This window comes from Caulobacter sp. Root343 (genome assembly GCF_001425745.1).
Taxonomy (GTDB): Bacteria; Pseudomonadota; Alphaproteobacteria; order Caulobacterales; family Caulobacteraceae; genus Caulobacter.
Map to the genome: position 1 here is coordinate 543,350 of NZ_LMDF01000001.1, position 18,230 is coordinate 561,579.

General features: G+C 67.4%; 19 protein-coding genes. 14 read left to right on the plus strand and 5 right to left on the minus strand.

The annotated features are described in order from the left end of the window. Nucleotides 1-284: 284 nt before the first annotated feature. From ASC70_RS02415 to dusA, 3 genes are all read left to right on the plus strand, one after another. Nucleotides 285-3,170: a TonB-dependent receptor gene (locus tag ASC70_RS02415; RefSeq protein ID WP_082539700.1), complete on the plus strand. Its 2,886-nt coding sequence runs from the start codon at nt 285-287 to the stop codon at nt 3,168-3,170. A gap of 162 nt (nt 3,171-3,332) precedes the next feature. Next, on the plus strand, nt 3,333-4,949 hold the full coding sequence (locus ASC70_RS02420; protein ID WP_056046133.1) for a hypothetical protein: 1,617 nt from the start codon (nt 3,333-3,335) through the stop codon (nt 4,947-4,949). A 132-nt stretch (nt 4,950-5,081) separates the two neighbouring features. After that, nucleotides 5,082-6,110, plus strand: coding sequence for a tRNA dihydrouridine(20/20a) synthase DusA (gene dusA / locus ASC70_RS02425; RefSeq protein WP_369815090.1), 1,029 nt, complete (start codon nt 5,082-5,084; stop codon nt 6,108-6,110). 1 nt (nt 6,111) lies between these two features. Here dusA and ASC70_RS02430 read toward each other — a convergent pair whose 3' ends face one another. Next, complete coding sequence (locus ASC70_RS02430) at nt 6,112-6,627, minus strand: TIGR02281 family clan AA aspartic protease (RefSeq protein ID WP_056046137.1); 516 nt, start codon at nt 6,625-6,627, stop codon at nt 6,112-6,114. A gap of 280 nt (nt 6,628-6,907) precedes the next feature. On the opposite strand from ASC70_RS02430, the gene ASC70_RS02435 reads away from it, so the two are divergent. Then, a complete protein-coding gene (locus tag ASC70_RS02435; protein WP_056046139.1) occupies nt 6,908-7,234 on the plus strand; it encodes a hypothetical protein in 327 nt (108 codons plus the stop codon). A gap of 3 nt (nt 7,235-7,237) precedes the next feature. Here ASC70_RS02435 and ASC70_RS02440 read toward each other — a convergent pair whose 3' ends face one another. Beyond that, nucleotides 7,238-7,474, minus strand: a complete 237-nt coding sequence (locus ASC70_RS02440; protein WP_056046228.1) for a DUF1289 domain-containing protein — start codon at nt 7,472-7,474, stop codon at nt 7,238-7,240. A gap of 81 nt (nt 7,475-7,555) precedes the next feature. Here ASC70_RS02440 and ASC70_RS02445 point away from each other — a divergent pair, with 81 nt between their 5' ends. The 6 genes from ASC70_RS02445 (at nt 7,556) to ASC70_RS24755 (ending at nt 12,356) form a co-directional block, all read left to right on the plus strand. Next, complete coding sequence (locus ASC70_RS02445) at nt 7,556-7,906, plus strand: hypothetical protein (RefSeq protein ID WP_047411337.1); 351 nt, start codon at nt 7,556-7,558, stop codon at nt 7,904-7,906. Between the two features lie 59 nt (nt 7,907-7,965). Continuing rightward, nucleotides 7,966-8,847 carry a nicotinate-nucleotide--dimethylbenzimidazole phosphoribosyltransferase gene (locus ASC70_RS02450; RefSeq protein WP_056046141.1) on the plus strand — a complete coding sequence of 294 codons (882 nt, stop codon included), beginning with the start codon at nt 7,966-7,968 and terminating at the stop codon, nt 8,845-8,847. A gap of 148 nt (nt 8,848-8,995) precedes the next feature. After that, on the plus strand, nt 8,996-10,210 hold the full coding sequence (locus tag ASC70_RS02455) for an acyl-CoA dehydrogenase family protein (protein ID WP_056046142.1): 1,215 nt from the start codon (nt 8,996-8,998) through the stop codon (nt 10,208-10,210). 76 nt (nt 10,211-10,286) lie between these two features. After that, nucleotides 10,287-10,694, plus strand: a complete 408-nt coding sequence (locus ASC70_RS24285; protein ID WP_235519210.1) for an endonuclease domain-containing protein — start codon at nt 10,287-10,289, stop codon at nt 10,692-10,694. 15 nt (nt 10,695-10,709) lie between these two features. Then, a complete protein-coding gene (locus ASC70_RS02460; protein ID WP_056046144.1) occupies nt 10,710-11,855 on the plus strand; it encodes an acyl-CoA dehydrogenase family protein in 1,146 nt (381 codons plus the stop codon). Nucleotides 11,856-12,221: 366 nt separating this feature from the next. After that, nucleotides 12,222-12,356: a hypothetical protein gene (locus ASC70_RS24755; protein WP_156136854.1), complete on the plus strand. Its 135-nt coding sequence runs from the start codon at nt 12,222-12,224 to the stop codon at nt 12,354-12,356. Between the two features lie 84 nt (nt 12,357-12,440). Here the strand turns inward: ASC70_RS24755 and ASC70_RS02465 are convergent, their stop codons facing one another. Both ASC70_RS02465 and ASC70_RS02470 read right to left on the minus strand, forming a co-directional pair. Beyond that, the gene (locus ASC70_RS02465) at nt 12,441-12,767 is read right to left on the minus strand and encodes a hypothetical protein (RefSeq protein WP_047411349.1); all 327 of its coding nucleotides are present in this window, start codon (nt 12,765-12,767) and stop codon (nt 12,441-12,443) included. A 102-nt stretch (nt 12,768-12,869) separates the two neighbouring features. Next, nucleotides 12,870-13,478: a TIGR00730 family Rossman fold protein gene (locus ASC70_RS02470; RefSeq protein ID WP_047411351.1), complete on the minus strand. Its 609-nt coding sequence runs from the start codon at nt 13,476-13,478 to the stop codon at nt 12,870-12,872. 73 nt (nt 13,479-13,551) lie between these two features. Between ASC70_RS02470 and ASC70_RS02475 the strand changes: the two genes are divergently transcribed. The 3 genes from ASC70_RS02475 (at nt 13,552) to ASC70_RS02485 (ending at nt 16,727) form a co-directional block, all read left to right on the plus strand. Next, on the plus strand, nt 13,552-14,361 hold the full coding sequence (locus ASC70_RS02475; protein ID WP_056046146.1) for a hypothetical protein: 810 nt from the start codon (nt 13,552-13,554) through the stop codon (nt 14,359-14,361). Beyond that, nucleotides 14,289-16,220 (plus strand): ABC transporter ATP-binding protein/permease, encoded by a 1,932-nt coding sequence (locus tag ASC70_RS02480; protein ID WP_082539702.1) that lies wholly within the window; start codon nt 14,289-14,291, stop codon nt 16,218-16,220. Before ASC70_RS02475 ends, ASC70_RS02480 begins: the two co-directional genes overlap by 73 nt. A 69-nt stretch (nt 16,221-16,289) precedes the next feature. Continuing rightward, nucleotides 16,290-16,727, plus strand: coding sequence for a VOC family protein (locus ASC70_RS02485; RefSeq protein ID WP_056046150.1), 438 nt, complete (start codon nt 16,290-16,292; stop codon nt 16,725-16,727). A 7-nt stretch (nt 16,728-16,734) separates the two neighbouring features. Here ASC70_RS02485 and ASC70_RS02490 read toward each other — a convergent pair whose 3' ends face one another. Beyond that, on the minus strand, nt 16,735-17,154 hold the full coding sequence (locus tag ASC70_RS02490; RefSeq protein ID WP_056046152.1) for a hypothetical protein: 420 nt from the start codon (nt 17,152-17,154) through the stop codon (nt 16,735-16,737). A gap of 182 nt (nt 17,155-17,336) precedes the next feature. On the opposite strand from ASC70_RS02490, the gene ASC70_RS02495 reads away from it, so the two are divergent. Then, nucleotides 17,337-18,041: a glutathione S-transferase N-terminal domain-containing protein gene (locus ASC70_RS02495; protein ID WP_056046153.1), complete on the plus strand. Its 705-nt coding sequence runs from the start codon at nt 17,337-17,339 to the stop codon at nt 18,039-18,041. The last annotated feature ends 189 nt before the right edge of the window (nt 18,042-18,230 follow it).

Genomic DNA, 18,230 nt, shown 5'->3' on the forward strand with positions numbered 1-18,230 from the left:
CGCTTCAATGAGCTTGAGCGGCCGGGGGCTCGACGCCGCGTCTAATTCATCATATGACCGGGTCACATAACAAATAACGGCGTGCGCCGAAGGAGGGGAAACACAAACGCGAGGACGCCCAAGGTGCGTCCGCGGCGCGGCGAGGTAAGGACCGCCGCCCTCATGTAGCCAACCAGAAAAAGCCTGGCGTCCAGTCAGCACGACCCCCGCGCAGGGGCCGCCCGTGGAGCGGTTTGTCGAAGTATCGGAGCGGTAAGGGCTCCGCACCTGGGAGGAAGAACACCATGAGTTATCGTCAACGCCCGTCCGGGCGATCGCATCGTCATGCCTTGCTGTCGGCCAGCGCGTTTTGCGCCGTGATCGGCCTGGCCGCGCCCGCTATGGCCGGAGGTCAGGCCAAAGCCGACCAAACCGAGGTCGGGGAGGTCGTCGTCACCGGCTTCCGCAATAGCCTCGCCAAGGCGCTGAACACCAAGCGCGAGAGTTCCGTGGCCGTGGACGTGATCCTGGCCGAGGACATCGGCAAGTTCCCCGATCTCAACCTGTCGGAATCGATCCAGCGCATCCCGGGCGTGGCCCTGGCGCGCGACGGCGGGGAAGGGCGGCAGATCGCCGTCCGCGGCCTGGGGGCGACCTTCACCCGCGTGCGCATCAACGGCATGGAGGCCCTGGCCAGCACCGGCGGCGCCGACAGCTCGGGCGGCGCCAACCGCAGCCGCTCGTTCGACTTCAACGTCTTCGCCTCGGACCTCTTCAGCTCGATCAAGGTGGCCAAGACCGCCGAGGCCGCGCAGGAGGAGGGCTCCCTAGGCGCCACGGTCGACCTGCAGGCGGGCCGGCCGTTCGACACCAGCGCCGACTTCCGCTTCGCCGCCTCGGCCCAGGCCTCCTATAACGACCTGTCGAAGAAGACCGGTCCGCGCCTTGCGGGCCTGATCTCCAAGACCTTCATGGACGGCAAGCTGGGCGTTCTGGTCTCGGGCGCCTATTCTCGGCGCGATACGATCGAGGAGGGCTCCAGCACCGTCCGCTGGGGCAGCAATATCGGCAACTTCAATCCGGGCTTCGAGTCCGCCCCGGCAGGCGGGCCGACCCTGGCCCAGCTGAACACCGCCTTCCATCCGCGCTTCCCGCGCTACGATCACTTCGACAATCACGGCGAGCGGATCGGCCTGACAGGCTCGATCCAGTGGAAGCCCAGCGACAAGACCCTGGTGACGTTCGACGCGCTGTACGCCGACTTCAAGGCCACGCGCCGCGAGTACTATCTGGAGGCGCCGTCCTTCAGCACCGGCGGGGCGTGCACGGCGGCCAACAAGGCCACCAATTGCGGGGTGGCCGACTTCAACGTCGTCTCGGCCACCATCGACAGCAACAACGTCTTGACCAAGGGCGTCTTCAACGACGTCGACATCCGGATGGAGCATCGCTTCGACCGGCTGGACACCAAGTTCAAGCAGTTCACCCTGCTGGTCGATCACGAGTTCAGCGACAAGCTGAGCGCCGAGATGCATCTGGGGCACTCGAGCTCGTTCCACGACAACCCGTTCCAGTCGACCCTGACCTTCGACAAGTTCAACATCCAGGGCTACGGCTACGACTATACCGACAATCGCCATCCGGCCCTGACCTACGGGACGCTGGATCTGACCGACCCGTCGGGCTGGGTCTTGCGCGAGCTGCGGGCTCGTCAGATCACAGCGGGCAACAAGTACGACAGCGCCAAGCTGTCGGCGAAATACGCCTGGTCCGACGGGCTGAAGTTCAGCGCCGGCCTCGACTTCAAGAAGTATAGGTTCGTCACGACCGAGCTTCGGCGGGTCGACGCCGCCGGCTCGCCGGCCAATGTCGAGGTGTTCACCGCCGCCCAGGTGGCGCAGCTGAACGCGATCGCGCCGCTGTCCGCGTACAGCATGATCGCCAAGCTGAACGGCAAGGGCCTGGACATCCCGGCCGGCACGCCGACCGCCTGGGTCATTCCGGACCTGATGAAGGCCTACGACCTGTTCAACATCAATGACCAGACCGCCTTGGGCGGCCTGTTCAAGATGGGGACCGCGCCGGCCCTGACCAACAACAAGGGCGTGGTCGAGCAGGACAAGGGCGGCTTCCTGCAGGCCGACTTCCGCACTGACGCGCTGGGTATCCCCGTTCGCGGCAATGTCGGTGTTCGCTACGTGCAGACCCAGCAGGAGTCGTCGGGCTATGCCTATGTTGGCGGCCAGGTGACGCCGATCACGGCCAAGCGGAAATACTCCGACACCCTGCCCAGCCTGAACCTGGTGGCCGAGCCGGCCGAGAACCTGCTGGTGCGCTTCGGCGCCTCGAAGGTGATGGCGCGGCCCGAGCTGGTGAACATCTCGCCAGGGGCCAGCTTCAACGTCGCCGGCTCGACCCGCTCGGTGACGGCGGGCAATCCGAACCTGGATCCGATCCGCTCCACCAACTACGACCTGGCGGCCGAGTGGTACTTCCAGCCGGGCTCGCTGCTGTCTGTGGCCCTGTTCAAGAAGAAGATCTCCAGCTTCGTCCAGGTGGTGACCAGCAACCAGCCCTATCAGGGCAACCCGTTCGGCCTGCCCGACAGCGCGGCCATCGCCGCCTGCGGCAACCAGACGACGGATTGCAACGTCACCACCACGACCTGGGCGTTCTCGGCGCCGACGTCCACGCCCGGCGGCGACCTGAAGGGTTTCGAGGTCAACTACCAGCAGGCGTTCAAATTCCTACCGGGCCTCCTGAGCCACACCGGGGTGCTGCTGAACTACACCAGCGTCCTGGCCAAGGTGAACTATGTGAACGGGGCGGGGGCGACCATCGCCCGCCAGAACCTGACCAACCTGTCGCCGCACTCGTACAACGCGACGCTCTACTATGAGGACAGCCGGATCAGCACCCGGGTCTCGGCCGCCTGGCGCAGCCGCTACCTGACCGCCGTGCCCGGCGCCGACAACACCGCCGTCACGCCGATCCCCTTCCAGGGCACCAACGAGACGCTGAACGTAGACGCCTCGCTGCAGTACACGATCAACCCGCGTCTGAAGTTCTCGATCGAAGGCATCAACCTGACCGACGAGTTCCAGGACCAGTTCATCGGGCCGCAGGACATGGAGTCCGTCTACCACCATACCGGCCGCGAGTTCGTGGTCGGCGTCCGCTACACGTTCTAGCCGGATAGAACCTCCTCCGGGCGCCGTGGTCCTCCCCACGGCGCCCTTCCTTTCGAGCCGTCCTTGACCTTGAGGGGGAAAGGCCGTTCAGGCGCGGTTCAGAGTCTCGACAAGAGGGTCGCGGCAAAGCTTATCGCGGGTTCGCGACGTGGGGGATGTGACGTGCTGGGATATGTGAGCGTGCTGCTGGCGACGGCGCTGTTGGCGACAGCGGCGGCGACCGAACCCTCCGTCCCGACGCGGGTCGAGTTGAAGCCGACGGTCGGTGGCGTCGAGGCGACCTTCACCCTGCCGGCGCCGGTCGCGCGCTTTGAGCTGGAGGAAGCTGTCGAGGACGTGCGCGCCGACACCTGGCATGTTCAGACGCCCGGCATGGCGTTGGCGCAAGGCGCAGTGTCCCGGACCGACGGCGCCAGCTTCGCCACCTTCTCGGTCCTGGTCACGCCCGACAGCCGGCCCCGCGACCGGCGCTATCCGGCCCTGACCGCGATCGGCGGCGGCTGGCAGATCTATGGTCCCTATTTCAAGGCCGCCGAAGGTCGTTCCCCGATCGAAGGCCATGTCGCGCCGCCGAAAGGCTGGACGACGGCTCCGCAAGCAAAGAGCGGCCGTGTCGCGCTTGATGGCTATGTCTATGTGGGTCCGGCCAACAATATCGCCGCCGGATCAGCGACCTTCGTGACCGGTCCCGAAACACCGACGGCGATGCGCGACGCTGTCGCCAAGGCCGCCAGCCAGGCCACGGCCTATTACACCAAGCGCCTTGGCATGGGGCTTAAGGCTAAGCCGACGGTGATGATCGCCCTCGTTCCGGGCTTCAATCCTGGCTGGCAGGGCGACACCACGGCCGGACCGGTAGCCTCGCTGCGGTTCTTCGGACCCAAGGCGGCGCAGATGGATTCCGACGACACCGACCGCGCCGTACAATTCGTCAATCACGAGTTCTTTCATTTCTGGAACAGCCGCACCTTCACTTCGCGGAATTCCGGCAAGGAGGCCTGGCTGCACGAAGGCATGGCCGAGTACGCGGCCTTGCTGGCTTCGCGCCAGGCTGGCGTCATGAGCGAGGCCCAGGTCGGAGAGGCCTTGAGCGGTCGCCTGACCGGTTGCGCCAACGCCCTGAAAGCCAAGGGACTGGACGCGGATCCGCCACGTCGCGGCGGCGCGGTCTACGACTGCGGCGTGCTGGTCCAGTGGATCGCCGACCTTCAAGTCCGGCGGGCTTCGAACGGATCGCGTGACGTCTTCGACCTGTGGCGAGCGCTCTTCGCCGAGGCGGCGCGGAACGGCGGCGCGTACGACGGAGCGGGTTTCCTGGCCAGAGCTGGTCTGGATGACCCCGCCGCCGACGCGCCGCTGAACTTGCTCATGCGGCCGGGCGGTCCGGATCGCTGGCCTCGGCTGGCCCAGGCCTTGGAAGGGCTTGGCGCGAAGGTCACGCCGACCCGTTCCGGCGAGGCCGAACGCGAAGCCTTGGTGATGCACGTGCTGGGTCAGGTCTGCAAAGGCGGTCGCGGGTTCTACGGCGGCGATCCCGAGGCGCTGAAGCTGGACACCAGGGATCGCTGCGGCGTGCTGAACGGGGATCCGACCGTCGACACGATCGCCGGACATAACATCATGACCGACGTTCAAGCGGCCTTCGACGCGGCGGGGCCGATCTGCGCCGCCCAGGGCGATATCGTGCTCAGCCTGAAGGGCAAGGCGGTGGCGACCGTGACCTGCAAGACGCCGATGTCGCCCCGCCCGCTAGCCTGGACGGTCGAGCGCTGGCGATAGGCGCGCCGGGGCCGCGGGCCACGGGTTTCGGTCGAGGCCCCGCGTCGCGCGTCCTCGCGCTGGCGAAACGTCTCGCCTATATAGCGGCCTTCGACGCGCCGCAGGGCGTTGTTACGTCGTTCGCGTTCTTGGCTGGTTTCGGTAAAAATCTTGGAATATCAGGCGCATAGGATTTCCGTGGCCCCGATGATGGACTGGACCGATCGGCATTGCCGGTCGCTGCACCGGGGCCTGTCATCGCGCGCGCTGCTCTACACCGAGATGGTGACGAGCGGCGCGGTGGTGCATGGCGACCGCGACAAGCTGCTCGGCTACGACCCCGGCCAGCATCCGGTGGCGCTGCAGCTAGGTGGATCGGATCCGGCCGAACTGGCCCAGGCCGCGCGGATCGGCGAGGGCTACGGCTACGACGAGATCAATCTGAACGTCGGCTGCCCGTCGGACCGGGTCCAGAGCGGCCGTTTCGGCGCCTGCCTGATGCGGGAACCCGATCTGGTCGCCGAATGCATGGCGGCGATCAAGGCCGCGGTGAAGGTCCCGGCCACGGTGAAGTGCCGGATCGGCGTCGATGACCAGGATCCGGAGGAAAGCCTGTTCGGCCTGGTCGATCGCTGTGCGGCGGTCGGGATCGACAGCTTCGTGGTCCATGCCCGCAAGGCCTGGCTGCAAGGCTTGTCGCCGAAGGAGAACCGGGACATCCCGCCGCTGGACTACGAGCTGGTCTATCGGCTCAAGCGCGAGCGACCGGGCCTGACCATCGTCATCAATGGCGGCGTGCCCAGCGTCGACGCGGCGGTGGCGCACCTGGAACACGTCGACGGGGTGATGCTGGGGCGGGCGGCCTATCACGAGGCCGGCCTGCTGGGCGAGATCGACCGGCGGGTGTTCGGGCTGGAGGTCGCCGACGTCGACAGCTTCGAAGCCGTCGAGCGCTATCGGCCGTACCTGGCGCGCGAGCTGGCGGCGGGAACGCATCTGGCGGCCATGAGCCGGCACATGTTGGGCCTGTTCCACGGCCTGCCGGGGGCGCGCGCGTGGCGGCGCATCCTGACGGTCGAGGGCGTCAAGCCGGGCGCGGGTCTGGAGGTCGTGGATCGCGCCCTGGAGGCCGTGCGGATGGCCCTGGCGTCCCGCGAGGAGCGAACCGTTCCCGCGGCCTAGTTTAGGGATGCAGGATCAGCGAGTTCGGGGTGGCCTCGAACCGTGACAGGCGGCCCAGATAGCTCATGCCCAGCAGCGAATTTTCGAGGCCCTTCTCGATGACCAGGGCGTCGACGTCGCGGACCCGGGCGCCGGCGATCGAGACGCTGGCCAGATGCACCGAGGCGGCGCGGGTGCGGCCATCGGCGGTGATGACGTTGTAGTCGTAGGTCAGCTTGCTGGTGTCGATGCCCAGGCGCTGGGCGTCGGCCATGCTGAGCGAAACGGCGGTGGCGCCGGTGTCGACCAGGAAGCGGACGGCGTGGCCGTCGACGGCGGCCTGGGCCCAGAAGTGGCCATCGCGGTCCTTGGTGATCTGGGCCGCGCCGCCTTCGCCGCCGAGCGTGGCCGAGGCGGCGGTCGGGGCGCTCAGTTCCGGACGGCGCAGGTCGTCCAGCGAGACGACGGCTTTGGCCGCGCCTACCGCCGACAGGGCGCCCACGAAAGCGATCGCCGCGAACCTCAACATAGAGCACACCTTGCCGTACCGGCTTTGAGACCGCTTCTGCGGCCGTTGTCTAAATCACTAGCAGGTAGGCCTTTTCAAGGCGTGAATCGGGTGGGCTATTTTCACACCATGGTTACCAATGTCGTAACAAGTATACGGATGTACTGAACGCTGCTCATATTACATGAATTTAATAACTCACATTACGCCGCCGTAATGCTTTTCATGTCTTGGAATTAACTTCGAAAACCTTCGAGGCGGCGTTATTTCTCTCGCCAACAATAAAGTGGCTTATCGAGGGAATATCGCCATGAAAGTGCTGATCATCGCTACTGTCGCCGTGGCGTCGCTCGCCGGCGCGGCCAATGCGGGTTCGATCTCTGACCTGCAATTCCTCGAAGCGGCGCGCTGCCGCGGACTGGCTAGCTCGGAAAACCTGGGAAAGCTGGACACCGCGTCGCTGGACGCGCTCCTGCGCGCCGAAGGCGGCGATCGCGACCTGGCCGTCCGCACCTCGGCCGTCAGCAAGATCGACGCCGCCCGCAAGCAGGCCGACGCCGCCGACGACAAGAAGAAGGCCAAGCTGCTGGCCGAGCGCGAGTCGAAATGCGCCGCCTATCTGGGCGGCGCGAAGTAGCGTTCAGCCGCGACCGGCGGCCGCCATCAGGGCGACCATCGGATCGGGGCGGTCGGGGAGGGCGGCCATGACGGCGGCCCGCTCCTCGTCGCTCAGGCGGGCCCAGCCGGCGATCTCCGGCAGGGTCCGGCGGCAGCCCAGGCAGTAGCCCGACGCTCCGTCGACCGCGCAGACCTTCACGCAAGGCGTGGCGATCGCGCGGGGCGGCTTCGCCTCGGATTTCGTCGCTTCAGTACTCATCATTTCAAGCATCCCCGTTCCATCGCCGGCGCGCAAGCGTCGGCGAAGCGAACGGTCGCGCCTCAAGATCAGGAGATATCCATGCGCAAGTTCGTCCTCTCGACCCTCGCCGTCGCCGCGTTGGCCTCGGCCGCGGCGCCCGCCTTCGCCGCCAGCGACCGCTGGACCGACGGCCAGTACCTGCAGGCCAACCGCTGCCTGGCGCTGGCCCAGTCGGCGGCGCTCGGCGAACTTTCGGCCGGCGACCTGGCCGCCCAGATCAAGTCGCAGGCCTTCGGCCGCGGCTCCTCGATCACCGATCGCGGTGTGTCGCTGCAAGCCGAGGCGGCCCGCCAGGGCAAGACCAAGGACGAGGCTCGCAAGGCCAAGCTGCTCGCCGAGCGCGACGGCGTCTGCAAGACCTACCTGTCGAGCCAGGTCGCCGCGTCCTAGACGTTCTCTAAGGGCCTTCTGGGGTTGCTTTGGGCGCGGACCGGTTTAAGTCCGCGCTCATGACCGCTTCCCCGTTCGCCGACATTCGCCAGCTCGCCGCCTCGCCGCCCGCGCCGGGGCCGTTCCCCGTGCTGGAGCAGGGCGGTCGGCTCGCCGAGATCGCCGCCTGGCTGACGGCCTGGAGCGGCAAGACTCCGCCTGCCGTCAATCGGCCGGTCGTCGCCCTCTATGCCGGGGCCCGCCAAGGCGTCGGCCCGCGCGGCTATGCTCGCGACCGCCTGGAAGTCATCGCCTCGGGCGGGGCCACCGTTTCGCGTCTGGCCGGCGTGCAGGGGGCGGGGCTGGAAGCCTTCGACCTGGCCATCGACCGCCCGTCGCCCGACTCCGTCGACAAGGCCTCGATGAGCGAGAAGGAGGCCGCCGCCACCATCGCCTTCGGCATGGAGGCCCTGGCCAAGCAGCCGGATCTGCTGATCCCCGGCGTCATCGCCGCCGAGCCCGCCCGCACCGCCGCCGCCGTCTGCCTGGCCCTGTTCGGCGGCGAGGCTTTGGACTGGTCCGACGATCCAGCGCCGGTGGCCGCCGCCGTCGCCCGCGCCAAGGCCGAGGGCATGGGCGACGATCCGCTCGAGATCCTGCGCCAGCTGGGCGGTCGCGAGACCGCCGCCGTCGCCGGCGCCATCCTGGCGGCCCGCGTGCAGAAGGTGCCGGTGCTGCTGGACGGCTACGCCGCCTGCGCCGCCGCCGCGATCGTCCGCGCCATCGAGCCGGCCGCGATCGAGCACTGTCTGGCCGCCCATGTCAGCCCGACCAAGGGTCACGCGCGCCTGCTCGAAATCCTCGACAAGCGGCCGCTTCTGGCGCTCGATGTGGTGGACGAGGAGGGCGTCGGCGGCGCTTCGGCCCTGGCGCTCGTCAAGCTGGCCTGCGAAGTCCGGTAGTGACGTTCGGGCGGTGTAAGTGAACGCGGATCATATTCACTTCCGTTGACGCTAACGTCATCTTTCCAAACGTTCGTTCGACATCTATCGTGGCGCCTGAACGCATGAACGGCCTCCTCAAGAGGGGCCGGCTGAACGGGAGCTCGCCATGAATCTCGACTTCTCGCCCGAGGACCTCGCCTTCCGCGACGAGGTCCGCGCCTTCATCGCCGAGAACTATCCGGCGGGCCTGCGGGAGAAGCAGGAGGAGGGCGAGGAGATGGCCAAGGATGATTTCCTCTCCTGGCACCGCGTGCTCGCCAAGAAGGGCTGGGTCGCCCCGGCCTGGCCCGAGAAGTACGGCGGCCCGGGCTGGACCTCGGTCCAGCGCTACATCTGGTCGGAAGAGACCGCCCGCGCCGACTGCGTGCCGATCCTGCCGTTCGGCATAAACATGGTCGGACCAGTGATCTACACGTTCGGCACGCCTGAGCAGAAGGAACGGTTCCTGCCGCCGACCCTGTCAGGCGACATCTGGTGGGCTCAGGGCTATTCCGAACCCGGCGCCGGCTCCGACCTCGCCAGCCTCAAGACCAAGGCCGAGCGCTTCACGGGCGACGACGGCAAGGACTACTACCTGGTCAACGGCCAGAAGACCTGGACCACCCTGGCCCAGCACGGCGACTGGATCTTCTGCCTGGTCCGCACCGACCCGGCCGCCAAGATCCAGGAAGGCATCTCGTTCCTGCTGATCGACATGAAGTCGCCCGGCGTGACCGTGCGGCCGATCATCACCTTGGGCGGCGAGCACGAGGTCAACGAGGTCTGGCTGGAGAACGTCAAGGTGCCGGTCGAGAACCGCATCTATGACGAGAACAAGGGCTGGACCTGCGCCAAGTTCCTGCTGGCCCACGAGCGCTCCGGCATCGCCGGCGTGGCCCGCTCCAAGCGCGGCATCGAACGCATCCGCCAGATGGCCGCGACCGAGCTGTCGGACGACGGCGACGCCCTGATCAAGGATCCGATGTTCAAGCGCAAGGTCGCCGAACTCGAGATCGACCTGACGGCGCTGGAATATACCGAGCTGCGCACCCTAGCCGGCGAGGCGGCCGGTAAGGGCCCCGGTCCGGAATCGAGCGTGCTGAAGATCAAGGGCACCGAGATCCAGCAGCGGATCACCGAACTGGTGCTCGAGGCCGCCGGCCACTATGGCGCGCCGTATTTCCGCGGCTTCCCCAAGGACGGCGACAACGCCCACCCGATCGGCCCCGACTTCGCCCATCGCGCCGCCCCGACCTATTTCAACGTCCGCAAGACGTCGATCTACGGCGGCTCCAACGAGATCCAGCGCAACATCATCGCCAAGATGGTGCTGGGGCTCTGAACATTTAACCGGATTTCCCCTCCCCCTTGCGGGGAGGGGGCAGGGGGTGGGGGTGTCAGCACGGACGCCAGGGGCTTTGCACCATTCCGACCGAGCCGACCGCTCGTCCAAACGGATGCGTCGCGAGCCGACCCTGGCGGAGAAGCTGTTCTGGAAGACGCTGAAGAGGGCCGAGATCCCAGGATCTCACTTTCGTCGCCAAGCGCCTTTCGGGCCCTACATCGTGGACTTCGTCTGCCATCATCATCGACTGATCGTCGAAGTGGATGGCGCGGTTCACGACCTGGACCATGTCGCTGCTCGTGACGCCGAACGCCAAGCTTGGCTGGAAGGTCGCGGGTATCGGGTGATCCGGGTTCCCAATTCGCAGGCCATCAACGACCCGTACTCGGCAATCGAGCTTATTCTTTCGATCGTCGGCGCTGACACCCCCACCCCCGGCCCCTCCCCGCAAGGGGGAGGGGTGACGCCAATAGAACCATAAGAGGAAGCCGCCCTCATGGATTTCAACTTCACCGAAGAACAGTCGATGCTGCGCGACACGATCGCCAGCTTCCTGCAGGACAAGTACGACTTCGAGACCCGCCGCAAGATCGTCAGTTCGGACAGCGGCTGGCGCGCCGACTACTGGAAGGCCTTCGCCGAGGAGCTGGGCATCCTGGGCGCGCCGTTCAGCGAGGACCTGGGCGGCCTGGGCGGCGGGGCGATCGACAACATGATCGTCATGGAAGAGTTCGGTAAGGCGCTGGTCATCGAGCCCTATCTTGGCACGGTGGTGATCGGCGGCGGCTTCCTGAAGCATTCGGGCTATGCGAACGCCGCCTCGGTCATCGAGGGGATCATCGGCGGAACCACCACCATCGCCTTCGCCTATGCCGAGCCGCAGGCCCGCTACACCTGGCGGGACCTGAAGACCACGGCGAAGAAGGACGGCTCGGGCTGGACCCTGAACGGCCACAAGGCCGTGGTGGTCGGCGCGCCGTTCGCCACCCACCTGGTCGTGACCGCCCGCACCGGCGGCGTTCAGCGCGACAGCGGCGGCGTCTCGGTGTTCCTGGTCGACAAGAGCCTGCCGGGGATCGTCACCCGCGACTATCCCACCGTCGACGGCAACCGCGCCTCGGAAGTCTATTTCGAGAACGTCTCGCTGCCGGCCGACGCCCTGATCGGCGAGGAGGGCAACGGTCTGCCGCTGGTCGAGAAGGTGATCGACGAGGCCACGGTCGCCGTCGGCGCCGAGGCCGTGGGCGTGCTGCGCAAGCTGCACGAGGGCACGCTGGACTACGCCAAGCAGCGCAAGCAGTTCGGCACGGCCATCGCCAACTTCCAGGTGCTGCAGCACCGTATGGTCGACATGTTCATCGAGGTCGAGCAGTCGGTGTCGATGACCTACATGGCCACCATCAAGGTCGACGAGAGCGCCGCCGAGCGGGCCAAGGCCGTCTCGGCCATGAAGGTCCGGGTGGGCCGCGCCTGCAAGTTCGTGGGCCAGAACGCCATCCAGATCCACGGCGGCATGGGCATGACCGACGAGCTGGCCATCGGCCACTATTTCAAGCGCGCCAGCCTGATCGAGGGCCTGTTCGGCTCGGTCGATCACCACCTGAAGCGCTACGAATCCCTGTCGTTCGACGCCGCGGCCTAAACAGCCCACGGACCAAGGGATCGAAACGTCAAAGCCGCCTGCGTCACGCCGACGCGGGCGGCTTTTTCTCGCGCGGTTGGTGTGCGCATGCGCTCAGCGGTTTGGTGAAGACCTCCGCGCCAACCCAGGCGCCGCAACGCCTTGCCGCGCCTCGAGTGGAGGTGAAAAAGCATCGTATACGGACAAAAATTGCGAGTGATCGCAGCGGCTTACGGCAAGATCATCCGCAGGCTGACATGATCCTTATACGGATTATTTTCGTTGCGCGGCGCCGTGATGGGCGCATGCTTGGCCATGACGCGCTGACGACTAGGAGGGTGGAAGCCCCTGTAAGCCGCGCGCGTCTCCTGGTCCTAACGGCTATGTCTGGGAGACGCCGCCATGAACGTATCGAAGATGAACCACGCCATGTTCTCGTTCGCCCTGCTGGGCGGCATGCTGGTGGGCGATCGGCCAAGTCCGAAGCCGCCGAAGTCGTCCAAGCCCACTGGGCGGAAATAAGCTCGAAGGGTCCCACACCCCGAAAGAAGGAGGCCTCCGCCGGTTCGCCGGCGGAGGCCTTTTAGCTTGCGCGCCTAGAAAGCTTTAGCTCTTCGGCTTGGCGGCCGTGTTGCAGTCGGCGATCGCGGCGTCCTCCAGCGGCTCGCCGCGATAGTTGAACGCGGTCAGTTCGCCGAGCTGGCCGGCCAGCTTGCGGCAGGCGCGGGCCACGGGCAGGGCCCGGACCCTGGTGGCGGTGCAGACGTCGGCCTTGCAGCGCCAGACCGAGCCGTCCTGGATGAAGTGGTCCGTCGAGACGGGGGTCTTCAGCTTCAGCCAGGCGCCTTCGCTGTCGGCGGCGAAGGCGGGGCCGGCCAGCAGGCCAGCCATCAGGGCGCAGGCCGTCAGGCCCGCGTTAAAAGCGGTACGCATTCCATGGTCTCCTATCCCCGCGCCGGATGGGAGATCCGACGCATGAGCGCACGCGGTTCGTCGAACAACGGGCTCGTAGGGATAGTGCGTCTCTTTTGAAAACTAAGTCAACTGTCGAAGCGTGGTCGGTGCGCCCGCCTGGTAGATTTCTTCGTCCCAGGCCAGCAGGGCGGGGGTCACGTCCTCGGCCTTTTCGACCGCGCGCCAGGCGTTGGCCAGGCTGGGCGGGGTCAGGCGCGCGTCGATCGTGTGGCGGATCAGTTCGAACAGCGGATCCCAGAAACCGCCGGGGTTATGGAACACAATCGGCTTCTGGTGAAGATCTAAACGGCGCCAAGATAGCAATTCGACGATCTCCTCCAGCGTGCCGATGCCGCCGGGCAGCACGACGAAGGCGTCCGACCGCTCGAACATCATCATCTTCCGCTCGTGCATGTTGTCGACGATCACCGTCTCGACGTCGTCGAACGGTTGCTCGCGGCCGCGCAGGAAGGTCGGGATGATTCCCAGCACCGCGCCGCCGGCCGAGTGGGCTCCGCGCGCCGTGGCGCCCATCAGGCCCACGCCGCCGCCGCCATAGATCAATTTCAGCCCCGCGCGGGCGAAGCTCTCACCGATCCTGTAGGCGTCGGTGATGTAGCTGGGGTCGGCGTCGTCGGAGGAACCGCAGTACACGCAGACGGAACCCAGGCGGCTAGACTCGTCGGGCATCGTCGTCCACTCCACACACAAGACAAAGGCGCGCGGGCTCGCGCGCCTCGGGTTCGTCCCTATTTGAGGCTGCATGATCAGGTTTCGTCTCCGAGGTTTCAAGGCGCCGATGCTCGCGGCGGGACTCGCCGCCTCGCTGCTGACGGCCTGCGGGCCTGATACGCCGGGGAAGGCCAAGGCCGCCGAGGAAGCCAACAGCGCCGAGGCCGGCTATCTGGCGCCGCCGACCCTGGAAAGCGCCCAGCGGGCGGGAAACCGCATCACCCTGGTCGGCCAGGGCGCGCCGGACTCGGATATCCGTCTGGGGTCGCCCACCGGCGAAGCGGTGATGGGGCGGGTCGACGCCTTCGGGCGCTGGAGCCTCGCCGTGCCCAACGAGCCGGGCGTCCGTCTGTTCGGGCTGTCGACCACGCGGGGCGGCCGGACGGTGCAGGCCGAGGGCTACATCATGGTCGCCGACGGCGGCGAGGTCGCCCTGCTGCGCGCCGGGGCGGGCGCTCGCCGTCTCACGGCCGGATCGTCCTCGCCGCGCATCCTGGCCGTCGATGTCGATCGCGAGGGCGGGGCGGTGGTCTCGGGTGTGGCCGCGCCGGGCGCTGGCCTGAACATCCGGGTCGATCGCGTCACCCGCGGCGGCGGCCGCACGGACGACGACGGCCGCTTCTTCATCTCGTTGAGCGACTCGCTGTCCCACGGGCCGCACTACATCCAGGCCGGAGGAGACGGCGGCGAGGACGGGGTGACCATCGCCACCTCGCCGGCCGCGCCTCTGGTCTATGGACCCGTCCGGGCCGATCGCACGCCGATGGGCTGGCGGATCGACTGGATGACGCCGGGCGGCGGCGTCCAGACCACCCTGCTGATCGGCGGGGAAACCCGATGAGGGGCATGGGCGGGGCGCCCTCGGCCAGCCGCGCCGCCACATCGGGCGCGATCGCCAAGCCCGATCAGCCGGTGCGCTTCTGGCGCGCCATGGGCGATCTGATTCAATTGGTGCTGCGGTCCAAGGCGCCCGGCCTGCGCTGGCGCGTGACCGTCGCCCTGGTGCTGACCCTGGCCGGCAAGGCGCTCGGCGTCCTGGCGCCGCTGATGCTGGGCAAGGCGGTCAACCATCTGTCGGCCGGGCAGGGCGCGGCGGCCGCCGTCACCTGGGCCTTCGCCGGCCTGGCGGGGGGCTGGGCCCTGATCCGCTTCGTCTCCGCCGCCGCACCCCAGGCGCGCGACGCGGTGTTCACGCCGGTGGCCCAGGCCGCCCAGAACCGGGCGGCCGTCGAGACCTTCTCCCACGCCCTGTCCTTGTCGATCGACTTCCACCAGTCCAAGCGCACCGGTTCGCTGTCCCGAGTGATCGATCGCGGCGCGCGCTCGATGGACTTCCTGCTGCGCGGCCTGGTCTTCAACGTCGCGCCGACCGGCGTCGAACTGATCATGGCCGCCATCGTCCTGGCCAAGGCCTACGACTGGCGGTTCGCGGCCGTCGCTCTGGCGACCGTGGCGATCTACGGCTATCTGACCTTCGCCATCTCCGACTGGCGGATCGGCCACCGCAGGGTGTTGAACGAAGCCGACGCCGAGGCCGCCGGCCGGGCGGTCGACGCCCTGCTGAACTATGAGACGGTCAAGTCGTTCGGCGGCGAGGACCGGGCGGTGGCGGGCTATGGCCAGGCGCTCGACGTCTACGGTCACGCCCAGATCAAGGCCACCAATTCGCTGAACCTGCTGAACGTCGTCCAGTCGGCGGTGATGAGCCTGGGTCTTGGCGCGATGGCCGTGCTGGCGGGCGCCCAGGCCGCCGCCGGCGAGATCGGTCCCGGCGACGTCACCGCCGCGGTGCTGATCCTGATCAATCTCTACGCGCCGCTGAACATCCTGGGCTTCGCCTATCGCGAGATCCGCCAGTCGCTGATCGACATGGAAGCGATGCTGGAACTGCGCCGCCAGACGGCCGATGTCGCCGACGCGCCTGACGCCAAGGATCTGCCGCCCTGCGCCGACCGGCGCGGCGGGGCCGTGGCCTTCGAGGCCGTCTCGTTCCGTCATGGGGCCCGCTCGGAGGGTCTGGCGGACGTCTCGCTGACCGTCGCGCCGGGCACGACCATGGCCATCGTCGGACCTTCGGGCGCGGGCAAGACCACCCTGGTGCGCCTGGCGCTGCGGATGATCGACCCGCAGGCCGGCCGCGTGACCCTTGACGGCCACGACCTGCGCGACCTGAAACAGGCGTCGCTGCGCCGCGCCGTGGCCCTGGTGCCGCAGGACGTGGCCCTGTTCAACGACACCCTGGCCGCCAACATCGCCTTCGCCCGGCCCGAGGTCGGTGAGGCCGAGGTCTGGGCCGCGGCCGAGGCGGCGGAACTGGGCGAGTTCATCCGCAACCTGCCCGAAGGCATGGACACCAAGGTTGGCGAGCGAGGTCTCAAGCTTTCCGGCGGCGAGCGCCAGCGGGTCGGCATCGCCCGAGCCCTGCTGGCCGAGCCGCGGGTGTTGATCCTGGACGAGGCCACCAGCGCGCTGGACAGCCGCACCGAGGCGGCGATCCAGGCGACCCTGCGCAAGGCGAGGGCGGGGCGGACGACCCTGGTGGTGGCCCACCGCCTGTCGACCATCGCCGACGCCGACGAGATCGTCGTGCTGCGCCGGGGCAAGGTGGTCGAGCGCGGCCGCCACGAGGCCCTGCTGGAGGCCGGCGGCGAATATGCGGCCCTCTGGCGGCGTCAGACCCGGGAACGCGAGCCCGTTTAGTGGATTGCCGGTCGCGGGCCGGCGTCTATACCGACGTTCGCCTCGTCCGTTTCCATTGGGAGCTTCGTCTTGCGCTATCAGCACAGCATGGTCCGCGTCCGTGATCTGGACGCTTCGCTGCGGTTCTACTGCGACGGCCTGGGACTCCAGGAAATGTACCGCATGGAGAACGAGAAGGGCCGCTTCACCCTGGTGTTCCTGGCCGCGCCGGACGACGTCGACCTGGCCCAGGAGCGCCGAGGCCCGATGGTCGAGCTGACCTATAACTGGGACGACGAGGACTACGGCGGCGCCCGCAATTTCGGCCACCTGGCCTATCGGGTCGACAATATCTACGAGACCTGTCAGCGCCTGATGGACATGGGCGTGACGATCAACCGTCCGCCGCGCGATGGCCACATGGCCTTCGTGCGCTCGCCGGACGGCATTTCGATCGAGCTGCTGCAGGACGGAAATCTGCCGCCGGCCGAGCCGTGGGTCTCGATGCCCAACATCGGCGCCTGGTAGAAGGCGCTCAGCCCTGCCTTTCGCCCGCTAGCTCCTGCAGACGACGGCGGGGAGCGTCGGCGATGGCGGCCCAGAGCACGCGCGCCAGCTCGATGCGGTAGGCCGTCGCGTAGCCGGTGACGAACGGCGATCGGCCGGCGCCCGGTATTTCCCTGTTCAAGGCGTCGACCAGGGCCTGACGGACATTGCGCGCCTGGAGATCGTAGGCGGGACCCGGCGCGGCGATCTTCCGGTCGATCTCAAGCCCGGCGTGAACGGCGGTGGCCACCAGCGCGGGCAGGTTCGAGAAGTCGGCGCTGGAGGTCGTCTGCATCAGGAAGCTGGGCTTGGTGGTGTCGGTTCCGACCTTTTCGGCGCTCAGCTCGAAATCCATCGCCGCGACGACTCGTTGCAACGTTTCCGGCCAATGGTCGTCGGCGGTGGTCATGATGATGTCTTTAGCCCCCCCGGGCGGCTTGTCAGCCCCCCGGATAGCGATGTTCGCGCGCGGATCAATCCCGCGAATTGTCACCGTCTCGATTTCAGGGCGGGGCGACCCTGGAAAACAGTGACCGGACACGCCAAATGCAACCGGCGCCGTTGCGCGCGTTGAAACACGAGGGTTCCCGCATGTCGGATCTTTCCGCCTTCCCGATCACCCGGCGTTGGCCGGCCCAGCACCCCGACAAGATCCAGCTCTATTCGCTGCCGACGCCCAACGGGGTGAAGGTTTCGATCATGCTGGAGGAGACGGGCCTGGCGTACGAGCCGCACGCGATCGACATCGGCAAGGACGAGACCTGGGGGCCGGAATTCCTGTCGCTGAACCCGAACGGCAAGATCCCCGCGATCATCGATCCCGACGGTCCGGGCGGAAAGCCGCTGGGCCTGTTCGAGTCCGGCGCGATCCTGGTCTATCTGGCCGAGAAGAGCGGACGGTTCCTGCCGACCGACCCGGCGGCGCGCTACGAGACCCTGCAGTGGGTGTTCTTCCAGATGGCCGCCATCGGTCCGATGTTCGGCCAGGTGGGCTTCTTCCACAAGTTCGCGGGCAAGGACTACGAGGACAAGCGGCCTCGCGACCGCTACGTCGCCGAATCCAAGCGCCTGCTGGGCGTGCTGGAAGGCCGGCTCGCCGACCGCGCTTGGATCATGGGCGACGACTACACCATCGCCGACATCGCCACGCTTGGATGGGTGCGCAATCTGGTCGGCTTCTACGGCGCGGGCGACCTGGTCGATTGGGCGGCCCTGAAACACGTGCCCCGGTGGCTGGAGGCGGGGCTTGCCCGACCCGCGGTGCAGCGCGGCCTCGAGATCCCCAAGCGCCCCTGAGGACAGGCTGCGACGACTGCGACCTTTTGGCCGCGATGGTGGAAATTAAGGTTCAATTAACCATAAAGGCCCGATTTTCAGGGTGTCTTCTTTGAAGGCGCACCACCATCACTGACTTTCCACAGCCCGGCCGCAAGCCGGGCTGTTTTTTTAGAATTCGGTGCTTGCATCGCCGCGGTGAGGCGGCTA

Coding starts and splice junctions, on each gene's coding strand:
- ASC70_RS02415 (WP_082539700.1), top strand. CDS start 285: ATGAGTTATCGTCAACGCCCGTCCGGGCGATCGCATCGTCATGCCTTG.
- ASC70_RS02435 (WP_056046139.1), top strand. CDS start 6,908: ATGAAAGTGCTGATCATCGCTACTGTCGCCGTGGCGTCGCTCGCCGGC.
- ASC70_RS02440 (WP_056046228.1), bottom strand. CDS start 7,474: ATGAGTACTGAAGCGACGAAATCCGAGGCGAAGCCGCCCCGCGCGATC.
- ASC70_RS02445 (WP_047411337.1), top strand. CDS start 7,556: ATGCGCAAGTTCGTCCTCTCGACCCTCGCCGTCGCCGCGTTGGCCTCG.
- ASC70_RS02450 (WP_056046141.1), top strand. CDS start 7,966: ATGACCGCTTCCCCGTTCGCCGACATTCGCCAGCTCGCCGCCTCGCCG.
- ASC70_RS02455 (WP_056046142.1), top strand. CDS start 8,996: ATGAATCTCGACTTCTCGCCCGAGGACCTCGCCTTCCGCGACGAGGTC.
- ASC70_RS02460 (WP_056046144.1), top strand. CDS start 10,710: ATGGATTTCAACTTCACCGAAGAACAGTCGATGCTGCGCGACACGATC.
- ASC70_RS02465 (WP_047411349.1), bottom strand. CDS start 12,767: ATGCGTACCGCTTTTAACGCGGGCCTGACGGCCTGCGCCCTGATGGCT.
- ASC70_RS02470 (WP_047411351.1), bottom strand. CDS start 13,478: ATGCCCGACGAGTCTAGCCGCCTGGGTTCCGTCTGCGTGTACTGCGGT.
- ASC70_RS02475 (WP_056046146.1), top strand. CDS start 13,552: ATGATCAGGTTTCGTCTCCGAGGTTTCAAGGCGCCGATGCTCGCGGCG.
- ASC70_RS02490 (WP_056046152.1), bottom strand. CDS start 17,154: ATGACCACCGCCGACGACCATTGGCCGGAAACGTTGCAACGAGTCGTC.
- ASC70_RS02495 (WP_056046153.1), top strand. CDS start 17,337: ATGTCGGATCTTTCCGCCTTCCCGATCACCCGGCGTTGGCCGGCCCAG.